The organism is Kribbella ginsengisoli (genome assembly GCF_039537185.1).
Classification (GTDB): Bacteria; Actinomycetota; Actinomycetes; order Propionibacteriales; family Kribbellaceae; genus Kribbella; species Kribbella koreensis.
The window spans coordinates 474,359-493,702 of sequence record NZ_BAABAA010000006.1; the positions used below are offsets into that span (position 1 = coordinate 474,359).

Here is a 19,344-nt window from a genome sequence, read left to right on the forward strand (position 1 = left end):
GCGGCCGGCGCGGGTAGTCCGGGCCGGTGCCTGCCTGATCAGGGGTGGCATTTCATATTCGAATGGCGCCGCCGAACGGGTGCCGCTTTGTCCTTGCAAACCAGGGGTGACAACCATTCCATACGGAAACAGAACGAGGGCCGGTCGAGTGGGTACTCGGCCGGCCCTCGTGCCGGTGGTTACTTCGAGCCGAAGACCTCGAGTTCGGTCATGTCGGTGAACTGACAGCCGGCGTAGCCGCCGTCGGGGCAGTTCGTGGCGAAGTCGGGCACCTGCGGGCTGAGCATCACGAACCGGACGAACTTCACGCCGGTGACGTTGCCGGTCGGCGTGACCTCGTTGTACTTGCCGCGGTTGGCGGCGCCGAACTCGCCCTCCAGGGCCGTTGCCCAGGTGGTGCCGTCGACGGACGTCTCGATCCGGTACTTACCAGTCGCCGAGCTGCCCGGGTCGCCGCAGTTGTTCGACGGGTCGACCGAGAACTTGCTGATGTTCACGGCCACCGGCAGCGCGATGTCGACGTTCTTCGGAATCATTACGCCGGTCGGCGTACCGTCGTCGTCACCGGTAGTGCTGCCCCAGCCCGGACCCTGGCTGGAGTCGATCACGTTGGCCGGGCCACAGCCGAGCGACGTGAGGTCCGGACCGTTGAAGTCCACCACCGAACCGCCGCCGGACGCCGCGGCCCAGTTGCGCCGGGGCGTGAAGTTGGCGGTCGTACCGCCGGCCTTGACCGTCAAGGCGTTGCCGAGCACCTCGTAGCCGACGCCCGAGACGACGAACTTGCCGTAGGTGCCGGGCAGTACGCCGGTGATCGTGTACTTGCCGTTGGCGCCGGTCACTGCGGAGTAGTCACCCGCGTAGCCGGACGCGTGGCCACCGATGAACACCAGTGCACCGGCCACCGGAGCGCCGGAGTCCTTGTCCGTCACAGTGCCGGAGATAGAGGTGGTGGCGCCCGTCGGCGGGATGTGGAAGTCCTCGACCGGGTGCGAGTCGCCGCTGTCGAGCGCGCCGGCGAACCAGCCCATGCCGCGGTTCGCGAAGACCTGCCAGATGACCTTGGCGTTCTTGCCGCCACTGGCCACCAGGTCGGCCTGGACGATCGCGTTGCGCATGTCCAGCATCGTCGGGTCGGCGGTGGAGAGCTCCATTGCGCGGGTGATGATGCTCAGCGCGTAGGTGTGGCCGAACCGCTCGCGCAGGTCCCACAGCGTCTGGGCCCACACCTCACCGGACGAGTGCACCTCCGGCGAGCCGCCGATGGTCGGGAAGTCGCCGTAGGTGTAGCCACCCTGCGAACCGTCGATGCCGACACAGGCCGGCTCCTTGGCCCTGACCCGGCAGTCGTTCGGCATCGTACGGATGGTGCCGCCGCCGGTGTCGTACCGGCCGATCCGCATCTCACCGTTGGCGGTGGTGTCCTTCTCCAGGTTGTGCGAGGCCAGGTAGTCGAGCGCGTAGAAGTCGCTCCACGCCTCGCCCATCGCGCCGGACTGGATGCTGTTCAGCGTCGAGTTGCCGCTCGCGTCGACGACCAGCCGGTTCGACAGGCCGTGGGTGTACTCGTGGTACAGGATCTCGGCCGAGTTCGACGAACTGGTCGCCACCGTCGCGTCGTCGCCGACGCTGCCGAACAGGTACATCTGCATGGTCGGCGGGGTGCCGTCCGGCGGGGTGTTCATGTTCGCGTTGTCGATGTGGTTGGCGTCCGGCCCGCCGTCGGCAGCGGTGGCCGCGCCGTCGATCGAGTTCAGCTGGACCGCGTCGCCGCCGTCGGCGTCGAACGAGCCCGCTGCCTTGGTGAAGCTGATCGGCGGCTTGGCCAGCCAGTCGTGGAAGTTGCTGGCGAAGAAGAACCCGTTGGTGACGTCCTCGTTCATGTTGGTCTTCCAGGACTGCGGCTTGGCCGGGTCCCAGGTGCAGATGGTCGTCGGCGAGCAGAGCGGGACCGACTGGAACGGCACCAGCTTGTACTCCGAACCGGTGGGCGTTCCCGGCACCTTGACCGTCTCGCCAGGGTTCGCCTGGTTGTCGTCGTTGATGTCCGCGAACGCCGCGACCGAAGTGCCCTCGAGGAGCGTCTTCGCGCCCTTGGGCAGCCACTTGTTGTAGATCAGGTTCTCGGTGCGCTGGACGCCGCCCTTGGGCGCGCCCGGGTAGTTGTCGAAGACGAGCGCGTCGCCCTTGTCGTTGCTGGACAGGTCACGCCGGTAGAGCAGCGTGCCGGTCTGGGCGTCGATCACGTGGGTGTAGATCAGCGTGCCGCCCGCGTTGGTGTACGTCGACCACGCCTTGCGCAGGCCGTCGGCGGTGTGGAACCAGACCTCCTTCGCGTAGTCGCCGTTGCTCCACTTGGTGGTGGTACCGGCGGCCTTGGCAGTTGCGCTCTTCGCGGTCCCACCGATGTCCTCGGCCGCGGCGGTGCGTGCCGCTGCGGCGGTCACCGAGGGAGCAGCCCGGCGGGCCGCGGCCTGGGTGGCCAGTCCGGCGATCGGTGCGCCCTGGAGCGAGATCAGCTGGCCGGCCTTGGTGACGTTGGCCTTCAGGCCGTTGCCGAACACCTCGATGCCGTCGACCTCCTGGACCCAGGAGATGTGGTGGGTGCCGAGGTCGTCGACGTAGTCCTTGCGGAGCTTCAGACCGGCGAGGTCGGAGGCCGAGAGCCGGAAGACCTCCGGGTGCGCCTTGACGTAGGCCAGCGCGATGTCGGTCGCCTTCTTGGTGCTCTTGCCGGTGAGGAAGCCGTCGAGCTTGGTCACCTGCTCCGGCGTACCGGTGTTCTCGTCGAGTGCGACGACGCCCTGGCTGCCCAGAGAGGTACGGAATTTCTCCGAGGCGGCCGTTTCCTTACCGACCACCTTGGCCGCGCGGTTGTAGTTCGCGCGGGCGTTGGGGGTGCGGGCGTCGTAGTTGCCCTTGCGCTCCTTGGCCTTCAGCGGCTTGGCCGCGTCGGGGGGTGTCTTCGCATCGGGGGTGGCGGCCGTGGCGGCCATCGCGCCACCGCCGGCCGTGACCGCCAGGACCGTGCTGGCGCTCACGGCGGTCACCGCGAGCAGCCTGCGTCCCTTGCCGGGAACTCTCACAAACATCACTCCTGAATATTGTCGAGACAGAAGCCGGAGGGCCGGTCGAGTGGGTACTCGGCCGGCCCTCGCGGATGGTGATCGGTGCGGTTACTTGGTGCCGAAGACCTGGATCTCCGTCATGTCGGTGAAGGAGCAGCCGCTGACGGTGGAACCGGGACAGGTGGTCGCGAAGTTCGGGACCTGCGGGCTGAGCATCGTGAACTTGACGTACTTCACGCCGGCCGTCGCGCCGGTCGGCGCGAGTTCGGTGTACTTGCCGACGTTGGCGGCGGTGAACTCACCCTCCTGGGCGGTCGCCCAGGTGGTGCCGTCGGCCGAGGTCTCGATCTTGTACTGGCCGGTGGCGGCGGTCGGGTCGTCACCACAGGTGTTCGACGGGTCGACCGAGAACTTGGTGACGTTCACGGTGTCCGGCAGCGTGATGGTGATGAACTTCGGCACCATCACGCTGGTCGGCGTGCCGTTGTCGTCGCCGGTGGTGCTGCCCCAGCCGGTGCCCTGGCTGGAGTCGTTCGCGTACTGCGGACCGCACTGCGGCGAGAAGTCCGGACCGTTGTAGTCCGAGACCGTGCCGCCGCCGGACGACGCGGCCCAGTTGCGCCGCGGAGCCAGGTTGGCGACGGTGCCGCTCGGCTTGACCGTCACGGGAGCGCCCAGTACCTCGTAGCCGGCGCCGGTGACGACGAACTTGCCGTAGGTGCCGGGCAGTACGCCGGTGATCGTGTACTTGCCGTTGGCGCCGGTCACTGCGGAGTAGTCACCCGCGTAGCCGGAGGCGTGGCCGCCGATGAAGACGAGCGCGCCGGCCACCGGAGCGCCGGTGTCCTTGTCGGTGACGGTACCGGTGATGCTCGTGGTGGCCGTCTTCGGCGGAACGTGGAAGTCCTCGATCGGGTTCGCGTCGCCGCCGTCGAGCACGCCGGCGAACCAGCCCATGCCACGGTTGGCGAAGACCTGCCAGATGATGCCGGCGTTCTTGCCGCCGCTGGCGACCAGGTCGGCCTGGACGATCGCGTTACGCATGTCGAGCATCGTCGGGTCCGCGGTGGACAGCTCCATCGCGCGGGTGATGATGCTCAGCGCGTAGGCGCGGCCGAAGCGCTCCCGCAGGTCCCACAGCGTCTGGGCCCAGACCTCACCGGAGGCGTGTACCTCGGGGCGGTTGGTGATGTGCGGGAAGTCGCCGTAGGTGTAACCGCCCTTGCTGCCGTCGCGGGCGACGCAGTTCGGGCTGATCGCCTTCACGCGGCAGTCGATCGCCTCGGTCCGGAACAGCTGGCCGTGGGCGACGTACTTGCCCTCGAGGACCTCACCGGGAGCGGTGGTGTCCTTCTCCAGGCCGTGCGAGACGAGGTAGTCCATCGCGTAGAAGTCGCTCCACGCCTCGCCCATCGAGCCGGCCTGGATGCTGTTCAGCGTCGAGTTGCCGGTGGCGTCGACGACGAGCCGGTTCGACAGACCGTGGGTGTACTCGTGGTACAGGATGCTGGCGTCGTTCGCCCCGCTCGCGGGGACCCAGCGCTCCTGGTCGTCGGACTTGCCCGGCGAGTGCCACAGGTACATCTGCATGGTCGGCGGGGTGCCGTCCGGCGGGGTCGACATGTTCGCGTTGTCGTCGTGGTTCGCGTCCGGTCCGCCGTCGGCGCCGGTCGCCGCGCCGTCCAGCGCGTTCAGGTGCACCGGGTCGCCGCCCGCCGCGTCGAACGAGCCGGCCGCCGGGGTGAAGCTGATCGGCGGCTTGGCCAGCCAGTCGTGGAAGTTGCTGGCCAGGTAGAAGGCGTTGGTGACGTCCTGGTTCAGGTTCGTCTTCCAGGAGTCCGGCTTGGCCGGGTCCCAGGTACAGATGAACGCCGCCGAGCAGAACCGGCTGCTGTCCTGGAACGGGACGAGCTTGTACTCCGAGGTGGTCGGCGTGCCCGGCACCTTGACCGTCTCGCCGGCGTTCGGCTGGTTGTCGTCGTTCACGTCCGCGAAGGCGGCGACAGACGTTCCCTCGAGCAGCGTCTTCGCGTTCTTCGGCAGCCACTTGTTGTAGATCAGGTTCTCGGTGCGCTGGGTGCCGCCCTTGGCAGCGCCCGGGTAGTTGTCGATGACGAGCGCGTCGCCGTTGCCCTCGCTGACCAGGTCCTTGCGGTACAGCAGGCCGCCGGTCTGGGCGTCGATCACGTGGCTGTAGATCTTCGAGCCGCCGCCGTTGACATAGGTCAGCCAGCCCTTGCGCAGACCGTCGGCGGTGTGGAACCAGACCTGCTTGGCGGTGTCGCCGCTGCTCCACTTGGTGGTGCCGGCGGTGGTGCTCGCGGTGGCGTTCGCCAGCTTCGCGTCGACATCCTCGGCCGCCGCGGTACGGGCCGCGTCGGCGCTGATGGTCGAGGAGGCCGCCTTCTCGCGGGCCTGGGCCTGCGAGACGAGGCCGGAGATCGGCGCGCCCTGCAGCGAGATCAGCTGGCCGGCCTTGGTGACGTTGGCCTTGAGACCGTTGCCGAACACATCGATGCCGTCGACCTGCTGGCTCCACGAGATGTGGTGGGTGCCGAGGTCGTCGACGTAGTCCTTGCTCAGCTTGAGGGTGCCGAGGTCGGAGGCCGACAGCTTGAAGACCTCGGGGTGGGCCTTGACGTAGGCCAGCGCGATCTCGGTGGCCTTCTTGGTGCTCTTGGCGGTGAGGAAGCCGTTGAGCTTGGTCACCTGGGCCGGCGTACCGGTGTTCTCGTCGACCGCGACCACGCCCTGGCTGCCCAGGGAGGTACGGAACTTCTCCGACGCGGCGGTCTCCTTGCCGACCACCTTCGCCGCGCGGGCGTAGTTCGCGCGGGCGCTGGGAGTGCGGGCGTCGTAGTTGCCCTTGCGCTCCTTGCCGGTGATCGACTTCGCGGCGTCGGCCGGGGCCTTGGCGTCCGGGGCGGCGGAGGTGGCGGCCATCGCGCCACCGCCGGCCGTTACAGCCAGGACGGTGGATGCGCCGACGGCGGTAACCGCCAGCAGCCCCCGTCCCTTGCCAGAAACTCTCACAACTGTGCTCCAGAGAAAGTCGCGCGGATCGCCCTCCACGACCCGTCCGGGCCGACCTTAAGCCTGGCGGTCGGCCCGGGGAAGGGATATCAGCGGAATGACGCGGAAGCGAGGGTTGTCCTTCGTGCCCGGACCAGTACTGCCAGCGATGCCACAGTCGTCGCGGTGAGCAACGATCCGGCTGCGAGGAGTGTCGACTGCCCTGGGTGGACAAGGGATTCGCCGCGTTGCGCCTGCCAGATGGTCAGCCAGACCAGTCCGGCGTACGCCGCGGCGGCGATCCATACGAGGGCCGTCCGCGGGCCCTCTGGGCGGAGTACCGGGAACTGGCGGGCGAGCAGAATGAGGCCGAGGGCAACCAACGGGATCAGCTGCAGCGAGTGGATGCCGAGGAAGTGCCCGATCCGCAGGTCGCCGCCTTGGGTGCTCCAGCCGGTGATGGGCATCCCGGGACCGCCATCTTCGACACCGACCGAGTGCGCGCCGAAGAAGTCCTCCCGGCCGGTCGCCGCGATCGCCTTCTCCTGGGCCGGGGTGGCGCGGAACATCAGCGAGCCGAGCAGCATCCCGACCAGAGTGGTGCCGAGGGCGAGCCGGATGCTCCAGCGCAGCGCCTTGTCGCCGGGCTTGTCGAAGAGCAGTTGGACCGCGATCACGAAGACGGCGATGTAGACCACGTAGATCGTCGTCGCCATCAGGTCGTGGAACAGCGTGTCGGTCGGGGTGGACTGGTTGAAGTGCAGCTGGCGGCCCCGGACGGCGACCTGACCGACGATGATCGCCAGCTCGGCGGCGATACCCAGCGCCACGAAGGTGCCCATCCACCAGCCGAGCCGGCGCGCCTTGGTCTGCAGCGACAGGAACCAGGCCAGCGTCACGCAGTACGCCGCGAAGCTGATCGAGAACTTGAGCGGCTTCATCCAGATCGGATGCCCGAGCAGCTGCCGATCGTCGAACAGCGCGCCCACGATGCCGATCAGGACCAGCACGGATGCCGCCGCCGCGACCGCGATCAGTGGCCGGTGCAGACGTCGCGGCCTGGCCGGAAGTACCGGTACTTCGGTTCGGATTTCCCCCACAGTTGTCATGTATCGATCGTCGGGATCGCGGACTCGCCGCACAGTAGGCCCAGGCCCCCTATTGGGCCTGGGCCTACCCCGGATCAACCCTGAGTGGGGTTCGCCGGTTTAGAAGGCGGCGGCTCCGTTCGGCGTGCCGAGGCCGGTCGGGCCGTCCCAGCCGGTCCGGGCGTTGCACCACTGGGTCGTGGGGCACGAGCCGTTGCTGCCGCTGGTCACGTCGAACAGCGAGCTGGCGTGCGCGTACGGCAGTGCGTTCGCGTAACCGGCGGTGTTGCCCGACAGTGCGTAGACCGAGGCGATGATCGGCGCGGCCTCACTCGTACCGCCGAACTGCGCCCAGGTGGAGGCCGTCTTGCTGGTCGGGTAGTAGATCGCCATCCCGCCCTTGCTCGGGTCAGCCGCCGCCGAGACATCAGCCATCGCACGCTTCGAGCAACCGGTGCCGAAGGTGGATGCCGCACTCAGCGCGGTGTTGTACGTCGAGCAGCCCGAACCCGCACCACTCCAGACACTCTCCGACCAGCCACGGCTGTTGCCGGCCGAGACCAGCGAGGTTCCACCGACAGCCGTTGTGTAGGACGACGAGGCCGGGTAGCTGCCACCCTGGTAGCCGTTGTCGCCGGTCGAGGCGGTGACAGCGATGCCTGGGTGGTTGTAGTAGGACCCGTACGTGGCGTCGGATGCGTCGCCGCCGCCGTAGCTGTTCGAGATCGCGACCACGCCCGGCTGCTTCGAGGCGGTGACCACGGCGGTGCCGAGGTCGGCGAAGCTGGCGGAGTTCGCCTGGACGACGACGATCTTGGCATCCGGCGCGGCGGCCGAGACCGCGTCGACGTCGAGCGCCTGCTCGCCCGCCCAGCCCACGTTGAACCGCGGCAGCGAGGTGCCGCCGGTCTGGTTGATGATGCGCAGGCAGCCGTTGGCCACGGTGCAGGCCGACAGCCCGAACTGGGAGCGGTAGACGCCGAGGTCCCGCTCGAGGTTCGGGTAACCGTAGGCGTCGACGATGGCGACCGTGCGGCCGTTCGCGCTCAGCCCGTTCAGCTTGTAGGCGTCCCGCAGGCCGGTCGGGGTGAGACCGGTTGCCGGTGGGGTGGCGGTGGCCGGCGTGGCGCCGGCGTCGTTCACCAGTTTGAGCGCGTGGCAGACGGCCGTGTGCGACTTCGCGGTCGCCGAACAGACCTTCGCGACGTGCCTTCCGGTGGTGATGGACGGGGCTGCGGTGGCCCCCGGTGCTTGCGCGGTCAGTCCTGCGACGGCTAGTGCGCCGACGCCCAGGGCGGACACGAGAATCCGTTGCATCAACAGAACTCCTCGAGCTGGGCAGGCCCGCCCTGATCATCTCGGTCTGGGCGGAACCGGCGTGATTGGTGTTCGGAATCGTGCGCCTGCGCGGACACCGGAATCCAGCGATCGGATCCCTGACAAATGTCATGGGTGGCAGGTCCGCGAACCCCTGTCGTGCAACGTTTTTTCCCGCCGTGCCGCCCAGTTCTGCCCTTCCGCACAATCTGAAGGATTCCCCCCGACTTTTCGGCTAGCGTCCCTCTCATGGACCTACTGGCCGCGGCGGAGGCACTCCGGACGGAGGCCCACGAGGTACTTCGCAAGCTCGATCTGGAGCACGCGTTCCCGTCCCTCGGGCCGCCGTTGCTGATCGGCAGCGCGCGCTCGGGACTGATGGTGCTCCGCGACCTGGACGTCATGTTCACGGCGCCCTCGGCAACGGCTTGCGAGGTACTGGCCGGGCTTGCCGACCTCGCGGCGCGGGTCGAGTTGCTGTCGGTCGACTTCCGCGACGAACGGGGAGAGCGCCGGCCGACGCCGCAGCTCACCGACGAGCGCTTCTACGCGGTACTCGGGTACGCCGGCTGGAAGGTCGAGCTGACCGTCTGGCTGCACGCCGTCGACCGGCCGCATGTCGCGGACGCGTTGCGGGTCGGGGCGGCGAGTGATGAGGAGAAGGAAGCGATTCTGCGGCTCAAGAGCACCTATCCGGGGTACCCGGACGCGGTTGGCGGGTCGGACATCTATCCGGCGGTGCTCGAGCACGGCGTACGGAGTACCGAGGAATTGACTGCCTACTTGGGCAGCTGAAGAGTGCCGGCCGTCCGGCAACGCCACCGGGCGGCCGGCACTCGCTTGGGGTCCCACGTCAGAGCAGGCCGAGAGCCTCGGACTCCTGGTCGCTGAACAGACGGGAACGGATCAGGAAGCGGACGCCTTCCGGCGCCTCGACGGAGAAGCCGCTGCCGCGGCCTTTGACGACGTCGACGGTCAGGTGGGTGTGTTTCCAGTACTCGTACTGGTTCTTCGACATCCAGAACGAGATCGGCTGGTCGAGCCCGGCCACGTCGAGGTCACCCAGGAGGATGTCCGCGTTGCCGGTCCTGAACTCGCCGTCCGGGTAGCACATCGGCGAGCTGCCGTCGCAGCACCCGCCGGACTGATGGAACATCAGCGGGCCATGGATCTCGGTGAGGCGACGGAGCAACTCCGCCGCCTCCTCCGTGTACGAAACCCTTTCGACCATGACGTTTTAGAAGAAGCCGAGCTTGTTCGGGCTGTAGCTGACCAGCAGGTTCTTGGTCTGCTGGTAGTGGTCGAGCATCATCTTGTGGTTCTCCCGGCCGATGCCCGAGTTCTTGTAGCCGCCGAAGGCCGCGTGCGCCGGGTAGGCGTGGTAGCAGTTCGTCCAGACCCGCCCGGCCTGGATCTCGCGGCCGGCCCGGTACGCCGTGTTCATGTCCCGCGACCAGACGCCGGCGCCGAGCCCGTACAGGGTGTCGTTGGCGATCTTGATCGCGTCGGCGTAGTCGTCGAACCTGGTCACCGAGACGACCGGCCCGAAGATCTCCTCCTGGAAGATCCGCATCTTGTTGTCGCCCTCGAAGATGGTCGGCTGGACGTAGTAGCCGCCACTGAGGTTGCCGCCGAGGTCGGCCTTCTCGCCGCCGGTGATCACCTTGGCGCCCTCGGCCTTGCCGATGTCGATGTACGACAGGATCTTCTCGTACTGGTCGTTGCTGGCCTGCGCGCCCATCATCGTGTCGGTGTCCAGCGGGTTGCCCTGCTTGACCGCCTCGGTGCGCGCCTTCGCGTCGTTGAGGAACGAGTCGTAGATACCGGCCTGGATCAACGCGCGGGACGGGCAGGTGCAGACCTCGCCCTGGTTCAGCGCGAACATCGTGAAGCCCTCGAGCGCCTTGTCGTAGAAGTCGTCACGGGAGCTGGCGACGTCGTCGAAGAACAGGTTCGGGCTCTTGCCGCCGAGCTCCAGCGTCACCGGGATGATGTTCTCCGAGGCGTACTGCATGATGAGCCGGCCGGTCGTGGTCTCACCAGTGAACGCGACCTTGGCGACTCTGTTGCTGGACGCAAGCGGCTTGCCGGCCTCGACGCCGAACCCGTTGACGATGTTCAGCACCCCCGGCGGGATCAGGTCGGCGATCAGCTCCATCAGGACATGGATCGACGCGGGCGTCTGCTCGGCCGGCTTGAGGACGACGGCGTTGCCGGCGGCCAGTGCGGGCGCCAGCTTCCAGGTCGCCATCAGGATCGGGAAGTTCCACGGGATGATCTGGGCGACGACACCGAGCGGCTCGTGGAAGTGGTAGGCGACGGTGTCGTCGTCGACCTGGGAGATCGAGCCCTCCTGCGCGCGCAGCGCGCCGGCGAAGTACCGGAAGTGGTCGACGGCCAGCGGCATGTCCGCGGCCAGCGTCTCGCGGACCGCCTTGCCGTTGTCCCACGTCTCGGCGACGGCGAGCAGTTCGAGGTTGTCCTCGATCCGGTCGGCGATCTTGTTCAGGATGTTCGCGCGCTCGGCCGCCGAGGTCCGGCCCCAGCCCGGCGCGGCTCCGTGGGCGGCGTCGAGGGCTGCCTCGACGTCGTCGGAGGTGCCGCGCGCGATCTCGGTGAAGGTCTCGCCGGTCACCGGCGTGGGGTTCTCGAAGTACCCGCCCTTGGCCGGCGGCACCCATTCACCACCGATGAAGTGGTCGTACCGGGACTTGAAGCTGACGGGACTGCCGTCCTGCCCTGGGGCTGCATAGATCGTCATAGGTCCTCCTGCAGAAAAGAGCGGTGCTGCGCAAGCTAGGCCGGGCGACGTTGCAAGGACGTTGCATAGCTTTGTGGCCTGGTACACCCTTGTCTGACCGCCCGTTCCGGGTGAGGCTGGAGCGTGGACCCCGGCGAAAGGGCACGGCGGCTCAGTGAGCTGTACGACGAGGTGTTCGGCGGAGTCCGGGTGCCTGGTGTGCCGCGCCCTGCCGCGCCGAGGCCGTTGGTCGCCGAGTCCTGGCAACGATCGCTGGCGGCATCCGTCGATCCGGAGCTGGACGGGCCGCCGCTGGTCCTGCCGGCCGACGTGCTGGAGTCCTTGCGCGAGGACCACCCGTTGCACGCGGTACTGCCGATCCTCCGCGCGACTCTGACGACCATCGCGGACGAGGCGTCCCACATCATGATCGTCACGGACGCGCAGGGGCTGATCCTCTGGCGCGAGGGATCGGCCGATGTTCGCCGGCAGGCCGACCGGATCGCGCTGACCGAGGGGGCGGTGTGGTCCGAGGATGCGATCGGTACCAATGGGATGGGTACTGCGCTGGCTACCGATCAATCGGTCCAGATCCACTCGGCCGAACATCTGGTACGCCGTATTCACGCGTGGACGTGTGCCGCGGCGCCGGTCCATGACCCGGATACCGGCAAGGTGATCGGGGCGATCGACGTCAGCGGGCCGTTGCGGACGGTCCATCCGGCGATGATGGCTCTGGTGACAGCTGCTGCTCAGTTGGCCGAGGGGCAGCTCCGGGTGCGGATGGCTGCGGCTGACGAGACGCTGCGCGCTCGCAACATGCGGCACCTGATCGCGCTTGGTGATTCGCCTGGAGCGCTGCTCACGCCGACCGGACGGGTGCTGGCGGTCCAGCCGCTGGCCTGGCTGCCTGATCGCCTCGACGTCTCCGCTGGCGCGTCACGCGTCGAGCTCGGCGATGGACGCGAGGCCGTGGTCGAGCAGCTGGACGAGGGCTACCTGTTGCGTATCCCAGGCCCGGTACGCCGACGCCGCCCGCTCCTGCGGTTGAGGCTGCTGGGCGCGGACCAGCCCGCCGCTGTCGTCGGGACTCGTGAGATCGCGCTGACGCTGCGCCGGGCCGAGGTGCTCGCGTTGCTGCTCCTCCATCCGGCCGGGCTCACGGCTGAGCAGTTGATGCTGCACCTGTATGGGGACGAGGGCAATCCGGCGACGGTGCGGGCCGAGATGCATCGGCTGCGGAACCTGCTCGGGCCGGGCGTACTCGACACCAAGCCGTATCGGATCGTCGCGGAGGTGTCGGGGGACGTCACCGATGTGCAGCTGGCTCTGCGTCTTGGCGACCTGGCTCGGGCTCTGGAGTTGTATTCCGGGCCGCTGCTCGGGCGCTCGGATGCGCCGGCCTTGCGGGTGGAGCGGGACGAATTGGATGCGACGTTGCGGCGCGCAGTACTGGGTTCGGCTGATGCCGAGCTGCTGTGGCGGTTCGCGGAGACGCCGACGGGGGCCGAGGATCTGGAGATCTTCGAGGTGCTCGATCGGCTGCTGCCGGCCGGTGACCATCGCCGGGCCGCGGTTGCCGCCCGGCTGGATCGGCTCGCCGGCTGAGGGCTGCGACTGACGTTCGGTATCCGGCGTTCAGTATCTGGACAGTGGGATTTAAGTGCAGTGAACTAGTCTAGTTTCGCAGGTGTGACCGTCGTGGGTGACTCAGAGTCGCCGTCACGCCCCAGCTCGGTTCTACTGGCCAGGGGGCGGGGCGGCGACCGAGCCACGCTCGATCAGGGTCGGCTCGACCGTCGTCCGGCGGACCCGGCGGTTGGTGTCGACGGCCGACGTGACGCGGCTCACGACGTCGGCGACCAGGTCGTCCAGCGGCCAGTGGAAGGTGGACAGCGGCGGGCTGAGCAGCTGGGACATCGGCTGGTCGTCGTACCCGAGCAGGGACAGGTCGTCGGGGACGCAGATGCCGAGCTCCTTGCAGGCGGCGTACACGCCGAAGGCCATCGAGTCGGCGAGCGCCAGGATGCCGGTCGGCCGACGGTCCCCGGTGAGCACCTCGCGGGCGACCTCGGTGGCGCCGGCCAGGTCGTGCGGGCAGGGCACGATCCGCACCTTGACCTTGAGCCCGAAGGCGATCCGCTGGGCGATCTCCTCGGCCGGCCGCTCCACCTCGAACCGGCGGGACGGGCTCAGTACGACGATGTCGCGGTGACCGGCGTCGGCCAGCCGCTGCAGCGCCGTGCTGACTCCGGTCTCGTTGTCGAACAGCACCTCGGACTTCGCCTTCGCGGCCGGCAGTGCGTCGCCGATGGCGATCACCGGCGCCTGCTGGGCGATCTTGGCCCAGCCCTTGGCGCCCGGATCGATCGGGATCACCACGATCGCGTCGGCGCGATGGTCGACCAGGTGCTGGGCGAGCTGGAGCTGCCGGTCGGCGTCACCGGCCGAGTCGATGATCCAGGCGTTACGGTCCGGGGCGAGCAGCTCGCGGCCGAGCGCGGCGGCCAGCCGTTGCTGCCAGAGGTCCTCGAGCGAGGCGCACAGCACGCCGATCGAGCCGCTGCGGCCGGAGGCGAGCGCGCGGGCCACGGGGTCGGCCTGGTAGCCGAGACGCTCGGCGGCTTCCTGCACCCGCTGTTGCGTCTCCGGCGTTCCTTGCAGACCTCGCAACGCGTACGACACGGCGGCCATCGAGAGGCCGGTGTCGGCTGCGATGTCCTTGAGGGTCGGCCTGCGGCCTGTTCCGGACATGGCATCGACCCTAGGGCACGGCGGGGACAAAAACCTGTCGGAGAGTGGGCGTTGCTGGAACGGCGCTTGACAGATCAGGCTTTGAAGCGCTTCACTACAGGTGTCTTGAAGCGCTTCAAAATTGGCTCGGCGGAGGAGGTGTGGGCTCGTGGGTGATGTGATCGACGTGCACCAGCACCTCTGGCCGGCCGAGTTCGTCGATCGGCTGCGGGCGCGTACTTCGGCGCCGTATCTGGACGGCTGGACGCTCTATACGCCCGGCGAAGCGCCGTACGAGGTGGATCCGGCGGCGCATGCCGTGGACAAGCGGGTCGCTGGTGAACTGGACGCGGGGACGTCGCTGGTCGGGGTGTCGTTGTCGTCGCCGCTCGGTATCGAGCACCTCGGTGACTCCTTGCTGCTGGATGCCTGGCATGTCGGCGCTGCGTCACTGCCTGAGCCCTTCAAGGCCTGGGCCGCTGTCAACTTGTTGGAACCTGACCTGGCTGGGCTGGAAGGCCTTCTGGGTAAGGGGTTTCTCGGTCTGCAGCTGCCGGCCCAAGTTCTGGCTACGCCTGCCGGCTGGGCCGCTGTCGGCCCGCTGCTGGCGCTGGCCGAGCGGCTGAACAAGCCGATCCTCGTTCATCCCGGGACCCCTTTGCCGCCAGGTGAAGAGCTGCCCGGGTGGTGGTCGCCGGTGGTCGACTACACGACTCAGCTCCAGGCCGCTTGGTGGGCATGGCACGCGTTCGGCGGGCGTACGACGTACCCGCTGCTCCGGCTCTGCTTCGTCGCCGCGGCCGGCCTGGCGCCTGTCCACCACGAGCGGCTCGCTGCCCGCGGCGGTCGTCTCGGCACCATCGACTCCAACCTGTACGTCGACACCTCGAGCTACGGCCCGCAGGGAATCGACGCGGTCGCCCGGGTCCTCGGCATCGACCAGGTCGTCCACGGCACCGACCGGCCGTACGCCGGACCCGTCGACCTCCGGCAGGGCGACGCCGCAACCGCGGTGATCCAACACAACAACCCGCACCGGCTCCTGTTCGGACCGGTGCCACCTCCTGAGAGGGGAGTGCAGTGACTGCTCAGCCCGTTTCCGACGCACCCGTCGTACCCGCGCGCCAGGCCAGCCGGCTCGTGGAGCTCAACGACTGTCTGTCGCTCGACAACCTCCCGGGACGTGATCTCACCCCCGACGAACTGGCCGAACTGGCCGGTGGCTTGGCCGCCCAGCCGCACCTGTGGGAGGACAAGGTCGCCTACAGCGACGACGAACGAGTCTTCGCCTCCCTGCACCGCGACGCCAACGTCGACGTCTGGCTGATCTGCTGGACCCCCGTCAACGACACCGGCTGGCACGACCACGACGTCTCCTCCGGCGCGGTAGCGGTCGCCCGCGGCGAGCTCGTCGAACACAACCTCGCCATCGGCACCGAGCCCATCGAAACCACCATCGAAGCCGGCGACGTCTACGGCTTCGGCCCCGAACACATCCACCGGGTAGTCGGCTCCGCCAAAGGCAGCGTCACCGTCCACGCCTACAGCCCCCCACTCTGGCGCATGGGCCAATACTCAGTAAAAGAAGGCGTCCTCCGCCGAGTCTCAGTCTCCTACGCCGACGAACTACGTCCCCTCGACTGACGCAGTCAGCCTTCAGCCTCCGGGCGGCTTCGAACAGACGCTCCTTCACCACCACCTGGGTGAAGGAGCGTCTGTCGTGCTGGTGGAACTTCCCAGCAACCAGATGCAGCGCAGGGCGGGGAGCTCGGTGGTGTCTTTGGCGCCGAGTTCGCGGGTCAGGCCGCGGGAGTCGAGGTCGGCGAGGAGTTCGAGGCGGTAGGAGTCGAGGGTGTCGCGGGCAGCTTCGACCGTGTCGATGGTGATCAGCAGTTCGCTGTCACTGTGTCGACACGCTGGTCGTAGCTGCGGGATCTCCATGAGCACAACGGTAGACAGTGCTGCCGACAGTTTTCGACGCCGGAAAGGCCTTGTGGATCAGGGATTTCGGCGTGGCCGGAGCCGGTCAAGTTGTCCACAGCAAAGGTCGGGGTTGTGGATTGGGGATCTGCCCTGAGATGCCCCGAGGTTGCCCTGGGGATGGCCTGCTGTCGGGGGCTTGGGGTCTGCAGGGTGGTTGGTATGACGGCACAGGCGCAGGCACAGGTTGGGATTGAGGGGCAGTACACGGAGCGGTGTAACGAGGAGGTTCGGCTGCGGAGTACTTGGCGGGGGCGGTTCGAGATGGCGCGGACGCAGCATCTGTTGAGGCAGTACTTGCCGGAGGCGCCGGCTGACGTGGCGGATATCGGGGGTGGGCCGGGGGCGCATGCGTGCTGGTTGAAGCAACTGGGGTATTCGGTCGAGTTGCTCGACCCCGTGGATCGGCACGTGGCGCAGGCGACGGCGGCGGGGATCAGTGCGATCAAAGGGGATGCGCGGCGGTTGCCGTGGGAGAACGAGCAGTTCGACGCGGCGTTGCTGGCCGGGCCGATCTATCACCTGACCGAGGCGTCGGATCGGCGGCTGGCGCTGAGGGAGGCGATCCGGGTGGTGCGGCCGGGTGGGTTCGTCGCGGTGGTGGCGATCAACCGGGCGGCCAACTTGATCGGCTCGACCATCGCCAACACGTTGCTGACCAGGCAGCAGGTGGTGACGGACATTCTCGAGACCGGGTTCAGCCCGGACAACGAGCGGATGGCGGAGACGGTCTATCACACGACCACCCAGCTGCGGACCGAGCTGGTCAACGCAGGTCTGGCATCCGTCACCATCCATGGGCTGACCGGCCCGGGTGGCTGGCTGACCATCGCGATCGACCGGTACTTCGGTGAGATCGAGCTACCCGACTTGCTCCAGCAGCCGCCACCGATGGACACCGCGCTGGAGTGCTCGCGCCTCGCCGACCGCCACCCCGAGCTCGTGCCGTCCAGCTCGTTGCTGTTCGCGGTCGGCCAGCGTGCTTAACCGGTACCACCGCCGCAAGCTCCACGAGAACGCAGTCCGCTACGCCGCCAACGGCTGGCCGGTCGCACCCCTCGCAGTACCCCGCAATGGCGCGTGCCCCTGCGGCAACGGCAAAACCTGCCCGGAGCCCCACCTCGTAGGAGACGAGGTGGTCCGCGAGGGCTACCGGGCGGCAGCGGTCTGGTCCGAAAATCAGCCGGCCTGGGAGATTGCGTTGGTGGCTGAGTGGGTTGATGTGATGGAGCTGCCGGCGGAGTACGGGGCGGTGCTCAATCATCGGGTGAAGTCGGGGTGTCCTACGGCGATGGTGCCGGCTACCCGGCGGTGGATGTTTTTCGTGGTGCGGGGGTCGGTGCCTCGGGAGCAGGTGGAGAGGGTGGATGGGGTGCTGCGGTCCGGAGTGCGGGACTGGGTGGCGGCGCCGGGGACCTGGACGGAGGAGACGGGGCGGATCCGGTGGCTGGTACACCCGTATCTGACCGAATGGCGGCCGTATCAGCGCCGGGATCCGATCGATCTGGCATTTCTCTGACTATAGTCAGAAAATGAGTATTTCCGACGTCAGGAGATTCAACCGCACGGTGACCCAGCGGATCGGCGCGCTCAGCGACACCTACATGGCGCGCGACCGGCCGCTGGGACAAGCCCGGGTGCTCTGGGAGATCGGCCTGGACGGCTGCGACGTGCGCTCGCTGCGGTCCCGGCTCGATCTCGATTCCGGGTACCTGAGCCGCCTGCTCCGCATCCTCGAGAACGACGGCCTGGTCGAGGTCGAGCAGAACGTTGACGACGGCCGGGTCCGCACCGCCCGGCTGACTGCCCAAGGACTGAAGGAGCGCGCGGTCCTCGACCAGCGCTCCGACGACCTCGCCGCGTCGATCCTCGACCCGCTCAGCGAATCGCAGCGCGCCCGGCTGATCGCCGCGATGGCCGAGGTCGAGCGCCTGCTGATCGCCTCGACGGTCACCGTCGGCATCGCCGACCCGCGCCACCCGGACGCGAAGTACTGCCTGCAGTCGTACTTCGATGAGCTAGGCGCTCGCTTCGACGCCGGCTTCGACCACGCCCGCACCATCTCGGCCACCACCGACGAGCTCACCCTGCCGGCCGGCCTGCTCCTGGTCGCGACCCTGCACTCCGAGCCGGTCGGCTGCGGCGCTCTCAAGTTCCACCAGGACGAGCCGGCCGAGGCCAAGCGCATGTGGGTCTCACCCGACGTCCGCGGCCTCGGACTCGGCCGCCGCCTCCTCACCGAACTCGAGAAGCAGGCAGCCGCACACGGAGCTTCAGCGCTGAGACTGGAGACGAACCGCAACCTCACCGAGGCGATCGCGCTCTACCGGGCCGCCGGCTACACCGAAGTACCGGCCTTCAACGACGAGCCGTACGCCCACCACTGGTTCGAGAAGCAGCTCACTCGTTGAGGAACGAGATCGGGATGCCGCCGAAAGACATTCGGCCAGGACGCTTGAGGCCGGCCAGCAGCAGCGGAAGGAAGATCAACAGCAGACCGGCCCCGGCCGCGCCGAGGACCCACGCGGTGTCGTCGGGCGCCGCGGTCGCGCCGGATCGGGCCGAGACGCGGCTCGCCGTGACCTCGGTGAGTTGAGCTTCGTAGAGCTTCTGCCGCAGAGCAGCATCCGCCGCGGGACCGGTCGGGACCGGCGGCCAGGCCGTCAGACAGACCCCGGTGGTCGGGTCCTTCTCCTGACCGGCCGCGCAGGTGATGGCTGCGACGGTCTGATGTGAAGGTGGGGTGAGGAAGGGCGCGGGGAGCGCGACGACACCGATGCCCAAGGCAACGACCGCGCAGCGGAGCAGCGGGGCGCGGTTGAGGACGCTGGTGTTGGTCCACTCCACGAAGGTTCGGGTGCGGTTCAGCTGCGCCTCCGGTACGCCGGCCGCGTCCGCCGGGTCCTTGACCCGGTCGCCACGCGTGAGGAAGGCCAGGTACGCGGTCGCGAGCAGGATCGCGAAACCGAGGAACAGGCTGGGCAGGATGCCGCGGGCGGGCAAGGGGTTGTCGGTGACCGAGAAGGCGAGCGTCAACGCGCCGGTGTAGAGCGCGAAGATCGCCGTCGCGCCCTTCTGGACGAATTCGGCGCTCGCCCGGGCCCGATCGATCCCGCCCTTGGCAACCGCCAGCACCGCCTCACTGAAGGCCGCGGCCGACGCCCGATCAGCATCCAGATCGGCTTTGCCCTCGGCGCGATCAGCGGCCAGTACGGCGGCCTGCTCCGCCCGGTCGGCACTGGTGACCGCAGCCTGCTCCACACGAGCCGCTGTCGCGACCGCAGCGTGTTCGGCCAGCTCAGCCTCGTACCTCTTCGTCGCCAGCGCGATCCGCGCCGCATAGAAGGCAGTACGTTCCTCTCTGCTGGCGGGTCGCGGCAGGCCACGGGGGAGCCGCAACAATCGG

General features: G+C 68.3%; 16 protein-coding genes. 7 read left to right on the plus strand and 9 right to left on the minus strand.

The features are described 5' to 3' along the window. Window positions 1-179: 179 nt before the first annotated feature. The 4 genes from ABD768_RS23320 to ABD768_RS23335 all read right to left on the minus strand — a co-directional run bounded on the left by ABD768_RS23320 (window position 180) and on the right by ABD768_RS23335 (window position 8,485). Window positions 180-3,050 (minus strand): M36 family metallopeptidase, encoded by a 2,871-nt coding sequence (locus tag ABD768_RS23320; RefSeq protein WP_344843942.1) that lies wholly within the window; start codon window positions 3,048-3,050, stop codon window positions 180-182. A gap of 126 nt (window positions 3,051-3,176) precedes the next feature. After that, entirely contained in the window at window positions 3,177-6,101 is a 2,925-nt protein-coding gene (locus ABD768_RS23325) for a M36 family metallopeptidase (protein ID WP_344843945.1), read from the minus strand. An 89-nt stretch (window positions 6,102-6,190) separates the two neighbouring features. Next, on the minus strand, window positions 6,191-7,189 hold the full coding sequence (locus ABD768_RS23330; protein ID WP_344843948.1) for a hypothetical protein: 999 nt from the start codon (window positions 7,187-7,189) through the stop codon (window positions 6,191-6,193). A 99-nt stretch (window positions 7,190-7,288) separates the two neighbouring features. Next, complete coding sequence (locus ABD768_RS23335; protein ID WP_344843951.1) at window positions 7,289-8,485, minus strand: S53 family peptidase; 1,197 nt, start codon at window positions 8,483-8,485, stop codon at window positions 7,289-7,291. 249 nt (window positions 8,486-8,734) lie between these two features. Between ABD768_RS23335 and ABD768_RS23340 the strand changes: the two genes are divergently transcribed. Continuing rightward, window positions 8,735-9,280: a hypothetical protein gene (locus tag ABD768_RS23340; RefSeq protein ID WP_344843954.1), complete on the plus strand. Its 546-nt coding sequence runs from the start codon at window positions 8,735-8,737 to the stop codon at window positions 9,278-9,280. A gap of 58 nt (window positions 9,281-9,338) precedes the next feature. Here the strand turns inward: ABD768_RS23340 and ABD768_RS23345 are convergent, their stop codons facing one another. Then, on the minus strand, window positions 9,339-9,716 hold the full coding sequence (locus tag ABD768_RS23345) for a DUF779 domain-containing protein (protein WP_343981630.1): 378 nt from the start codon (window positions 9,714-9,716) through the stop codon (window positions 9,339-9,341). Window positions 9,717-9,722: 6 nt separating this feature from the next. Further along, complete coding sequence (gene adh, locus ABD768_RS23350) at window positions 9,723-11,246, minus strand: aldehyde dehydrogenase (protein ID WP_343981627.1); 1,524 nt, start codon at window positions 11,244-11,246, stop codon at window positions 9,723-9,725. A 123-nt stretch (window positions 11,247-11,369) separates the two neighbouring features. Between adh and ABD768_RS23355 the strand changes: the two genes are divergently transcribed. After that, a complete protein-coding gene (locus ABD768_RS23355; RefSeq protein WP_344843958.1) occupies window positions 11,370-12,833 on the plus strand; it encodes a GAF domain-containing protein in 1,464 nt (487 codons plus the stop codon). 132 nt (window positions 12,834-12,965) lie between these two features. Here the strand turns inward: ABD768_RS23355 and ABD768_RS23360 are convergent, their stop codons facing one another. Beyond that, window positions 12,966-13,979: a LacI family DNA-binding transcriptional regulator gene (locus ABD768_RS23360; RefSeq protein WP_343981621.1), complete on the minus strand. Its 1,014-nt coding sequence runs from the start codon at window positions 13,977-13,979 to the stop codon at window positions 12,966-12,968. A gap of 148 nt (window positions 13,980-14,127) precedes the next feature. Between ABD768_RS23360 and ABD768_RS23365 the strand changes: the two genes are divergently transcribed. After that, on the plus strand, window positions 14,128-15,042 hold the full coding sequence (locus tag ABD768_RS23365) for an amidohydrolase family protein (RefSeq protein WP_343981618.1): 915 nt from the start codon (window positions 14,128-14,130) through the stop codon (window positions 15,040-15,042). Then, the gene (locus ABD768_RS23370) at window positions 15,039-15,602 is read left to right on the plus strand and encodes a cysteine dioxygenase (protein ID WP_344843962.1); all 564 of its coding nucleotides are present in this window, start codon (window positions 15,039-15,041) and stop codon (window positions 15,600-15,602) included. The genes ABD768_RS23365 and ABD768_RS23370 overlap by 4 nt, the downstream gene beginning before the upstream one ends. A 45-nt stretch (window positions 15,603-15,647) precedes the next feature. On the opposite strand, the gene ABD768_RS23375 is transcribed toward ABD768_RS23370, so the two are convergent. Then, window positions 15,648-15,899, minus strand: coding sequence for a hypothetical protein (locus ABD768_RS23375; RefSeq protein ID WP_344843965.1), 252 nt, complete (start codon window positions 15,897-15,899; stop codon window positions 15,648-15,650). A 201-nt stretch (window positions 15,900-16,100) separates the two neighbouring features. Between ABD768_RS23375 and ABD768_RS23380 the strand changes: the two genes are divergently transcribed. The 3 genes from ABD768_RS23380 to ABD768_RS23390 are packed head-to-tail and all read left to right on the plus strand — an operon-like array spanning window position 16,101 to window position 18,349. Beyond that, complete coding sequence (locus ABD768_RS23380; RefSeq protein ID WP_344843968.1) at window positions 16,101-16,925, plus strand: class I SAM-dependent methyltransferase; 825 nt, start codon at window positions 16,101-16,103, stop codon at window positions 16,923-16,925. Next, on the plus strand, window positions 16,918-17,457 hold the full coding sequence (locus ABD768_RS23385) for a hypothetical protein (protein ID WP_344843971.1): 540 nt from the start codon (window positions 16,918-16,920) through the stop codon (window positions 17,455-17,457). Before ABD768_RS23380 ends, ABD768_RS23385 begins: the two co-directional genes overlap by 8 nt. Before the next feature lie 13 nt (window positions 17,458-17,470). Continuing rightward, window positions 17,471-18,349 carry a GNAT family N-acetyltransferase gene (locus ABD768_RS23390; RefSeq protein WP_344843974.1) on the plus strand — a complete coding sequence of 293 codons (879 nt, stop codon included), beginning with the start codon at window positions 17,471-17,473 and terminating at the stop codon, window positions 18,347-18,349. Here the strand turns inward: ABD768_RS23390 and ABD768_RS23395 are convergent. Beyond that, the gene (locus ABD768_RS23395) at window positions 18,339-19,337 is read right to left on the minus strand and encodes a hypothetical protein (RefSeq protein WP_344843977.1); all 999 of its coding nucleotides are present in this window, start codon (window positions 19,335-19,337) and stop codon (window positions 18,339-18,341) included. The genes ABD768_RS23390 and ABD768_RS23395 overlap by 11 nt on opposite strands. Window positions 19,338-19,344: the final 7 nt, after the last annotated feature.

Coding starts and splice junctions, on each gene's coding strand:
- ABD768_RS23330 (WP_344843948.1), bottom strand. CDS start 7,189: ATGACAACTGTGGGGGAAATCCGAACCGAAGTACCGGTACTTCCGGCC.
- ABD768_RS23335 (WP_344843951.1), bottom strand. CDS start 8,485: ATGCAACGGATTCTCGTGTCCGCCCTGGGCGTCGGCGCACTAGCCGTC.
- ABD768_RS23340 (WP_344843954.1), top strand. CDS start 8,735: ATGGACCTACTGGCCGCGGCGGAGGCACTCCGGACGGAGGCCCACGAG.
- ABD768_RS23345 (WP_343981630.1), bottom strand. CDS start 9,716: ATGGTCGAAAGGGTTTCGTACACGGAGGAGGCGGCGGAGTTGCTCCGT.
- adh (WP_343981627.1), bottom strand. CDS start 11,246: ATGACGATCTATGCAGCCCCAGGGCAGGACGGCAGTCCCGTCAGCTTC.
- ABD768_RS23360 (WP_343981621.1), bottom strand. CDS start 13,979: ATGTCCGGAACAGGCCGCAGGCCGACCCTCAAGGACATCGCAGCCGAC.
- ABD768_RS23375 (WP_344843965.1), bottom strand. CDS start 15,899: ATGGAGATCCCGCAGCTACGACCAGCGTGTCGACACAGTGACAGCGAA.
- ABD768_RS23380 (WP_344843968.1), top strand. CDS start 16,101: ATGACGGCACAGGCGCAGGCACAGGTTGGGATTGAGGGGCAGTACACG.
- ABD768_RS23390 (WP_344843974.1), top strand. CDS start 17,471: ATGAGTATTTCCGACGTCAGGAGATTCAACCGCACGGTGACCCAGCGG.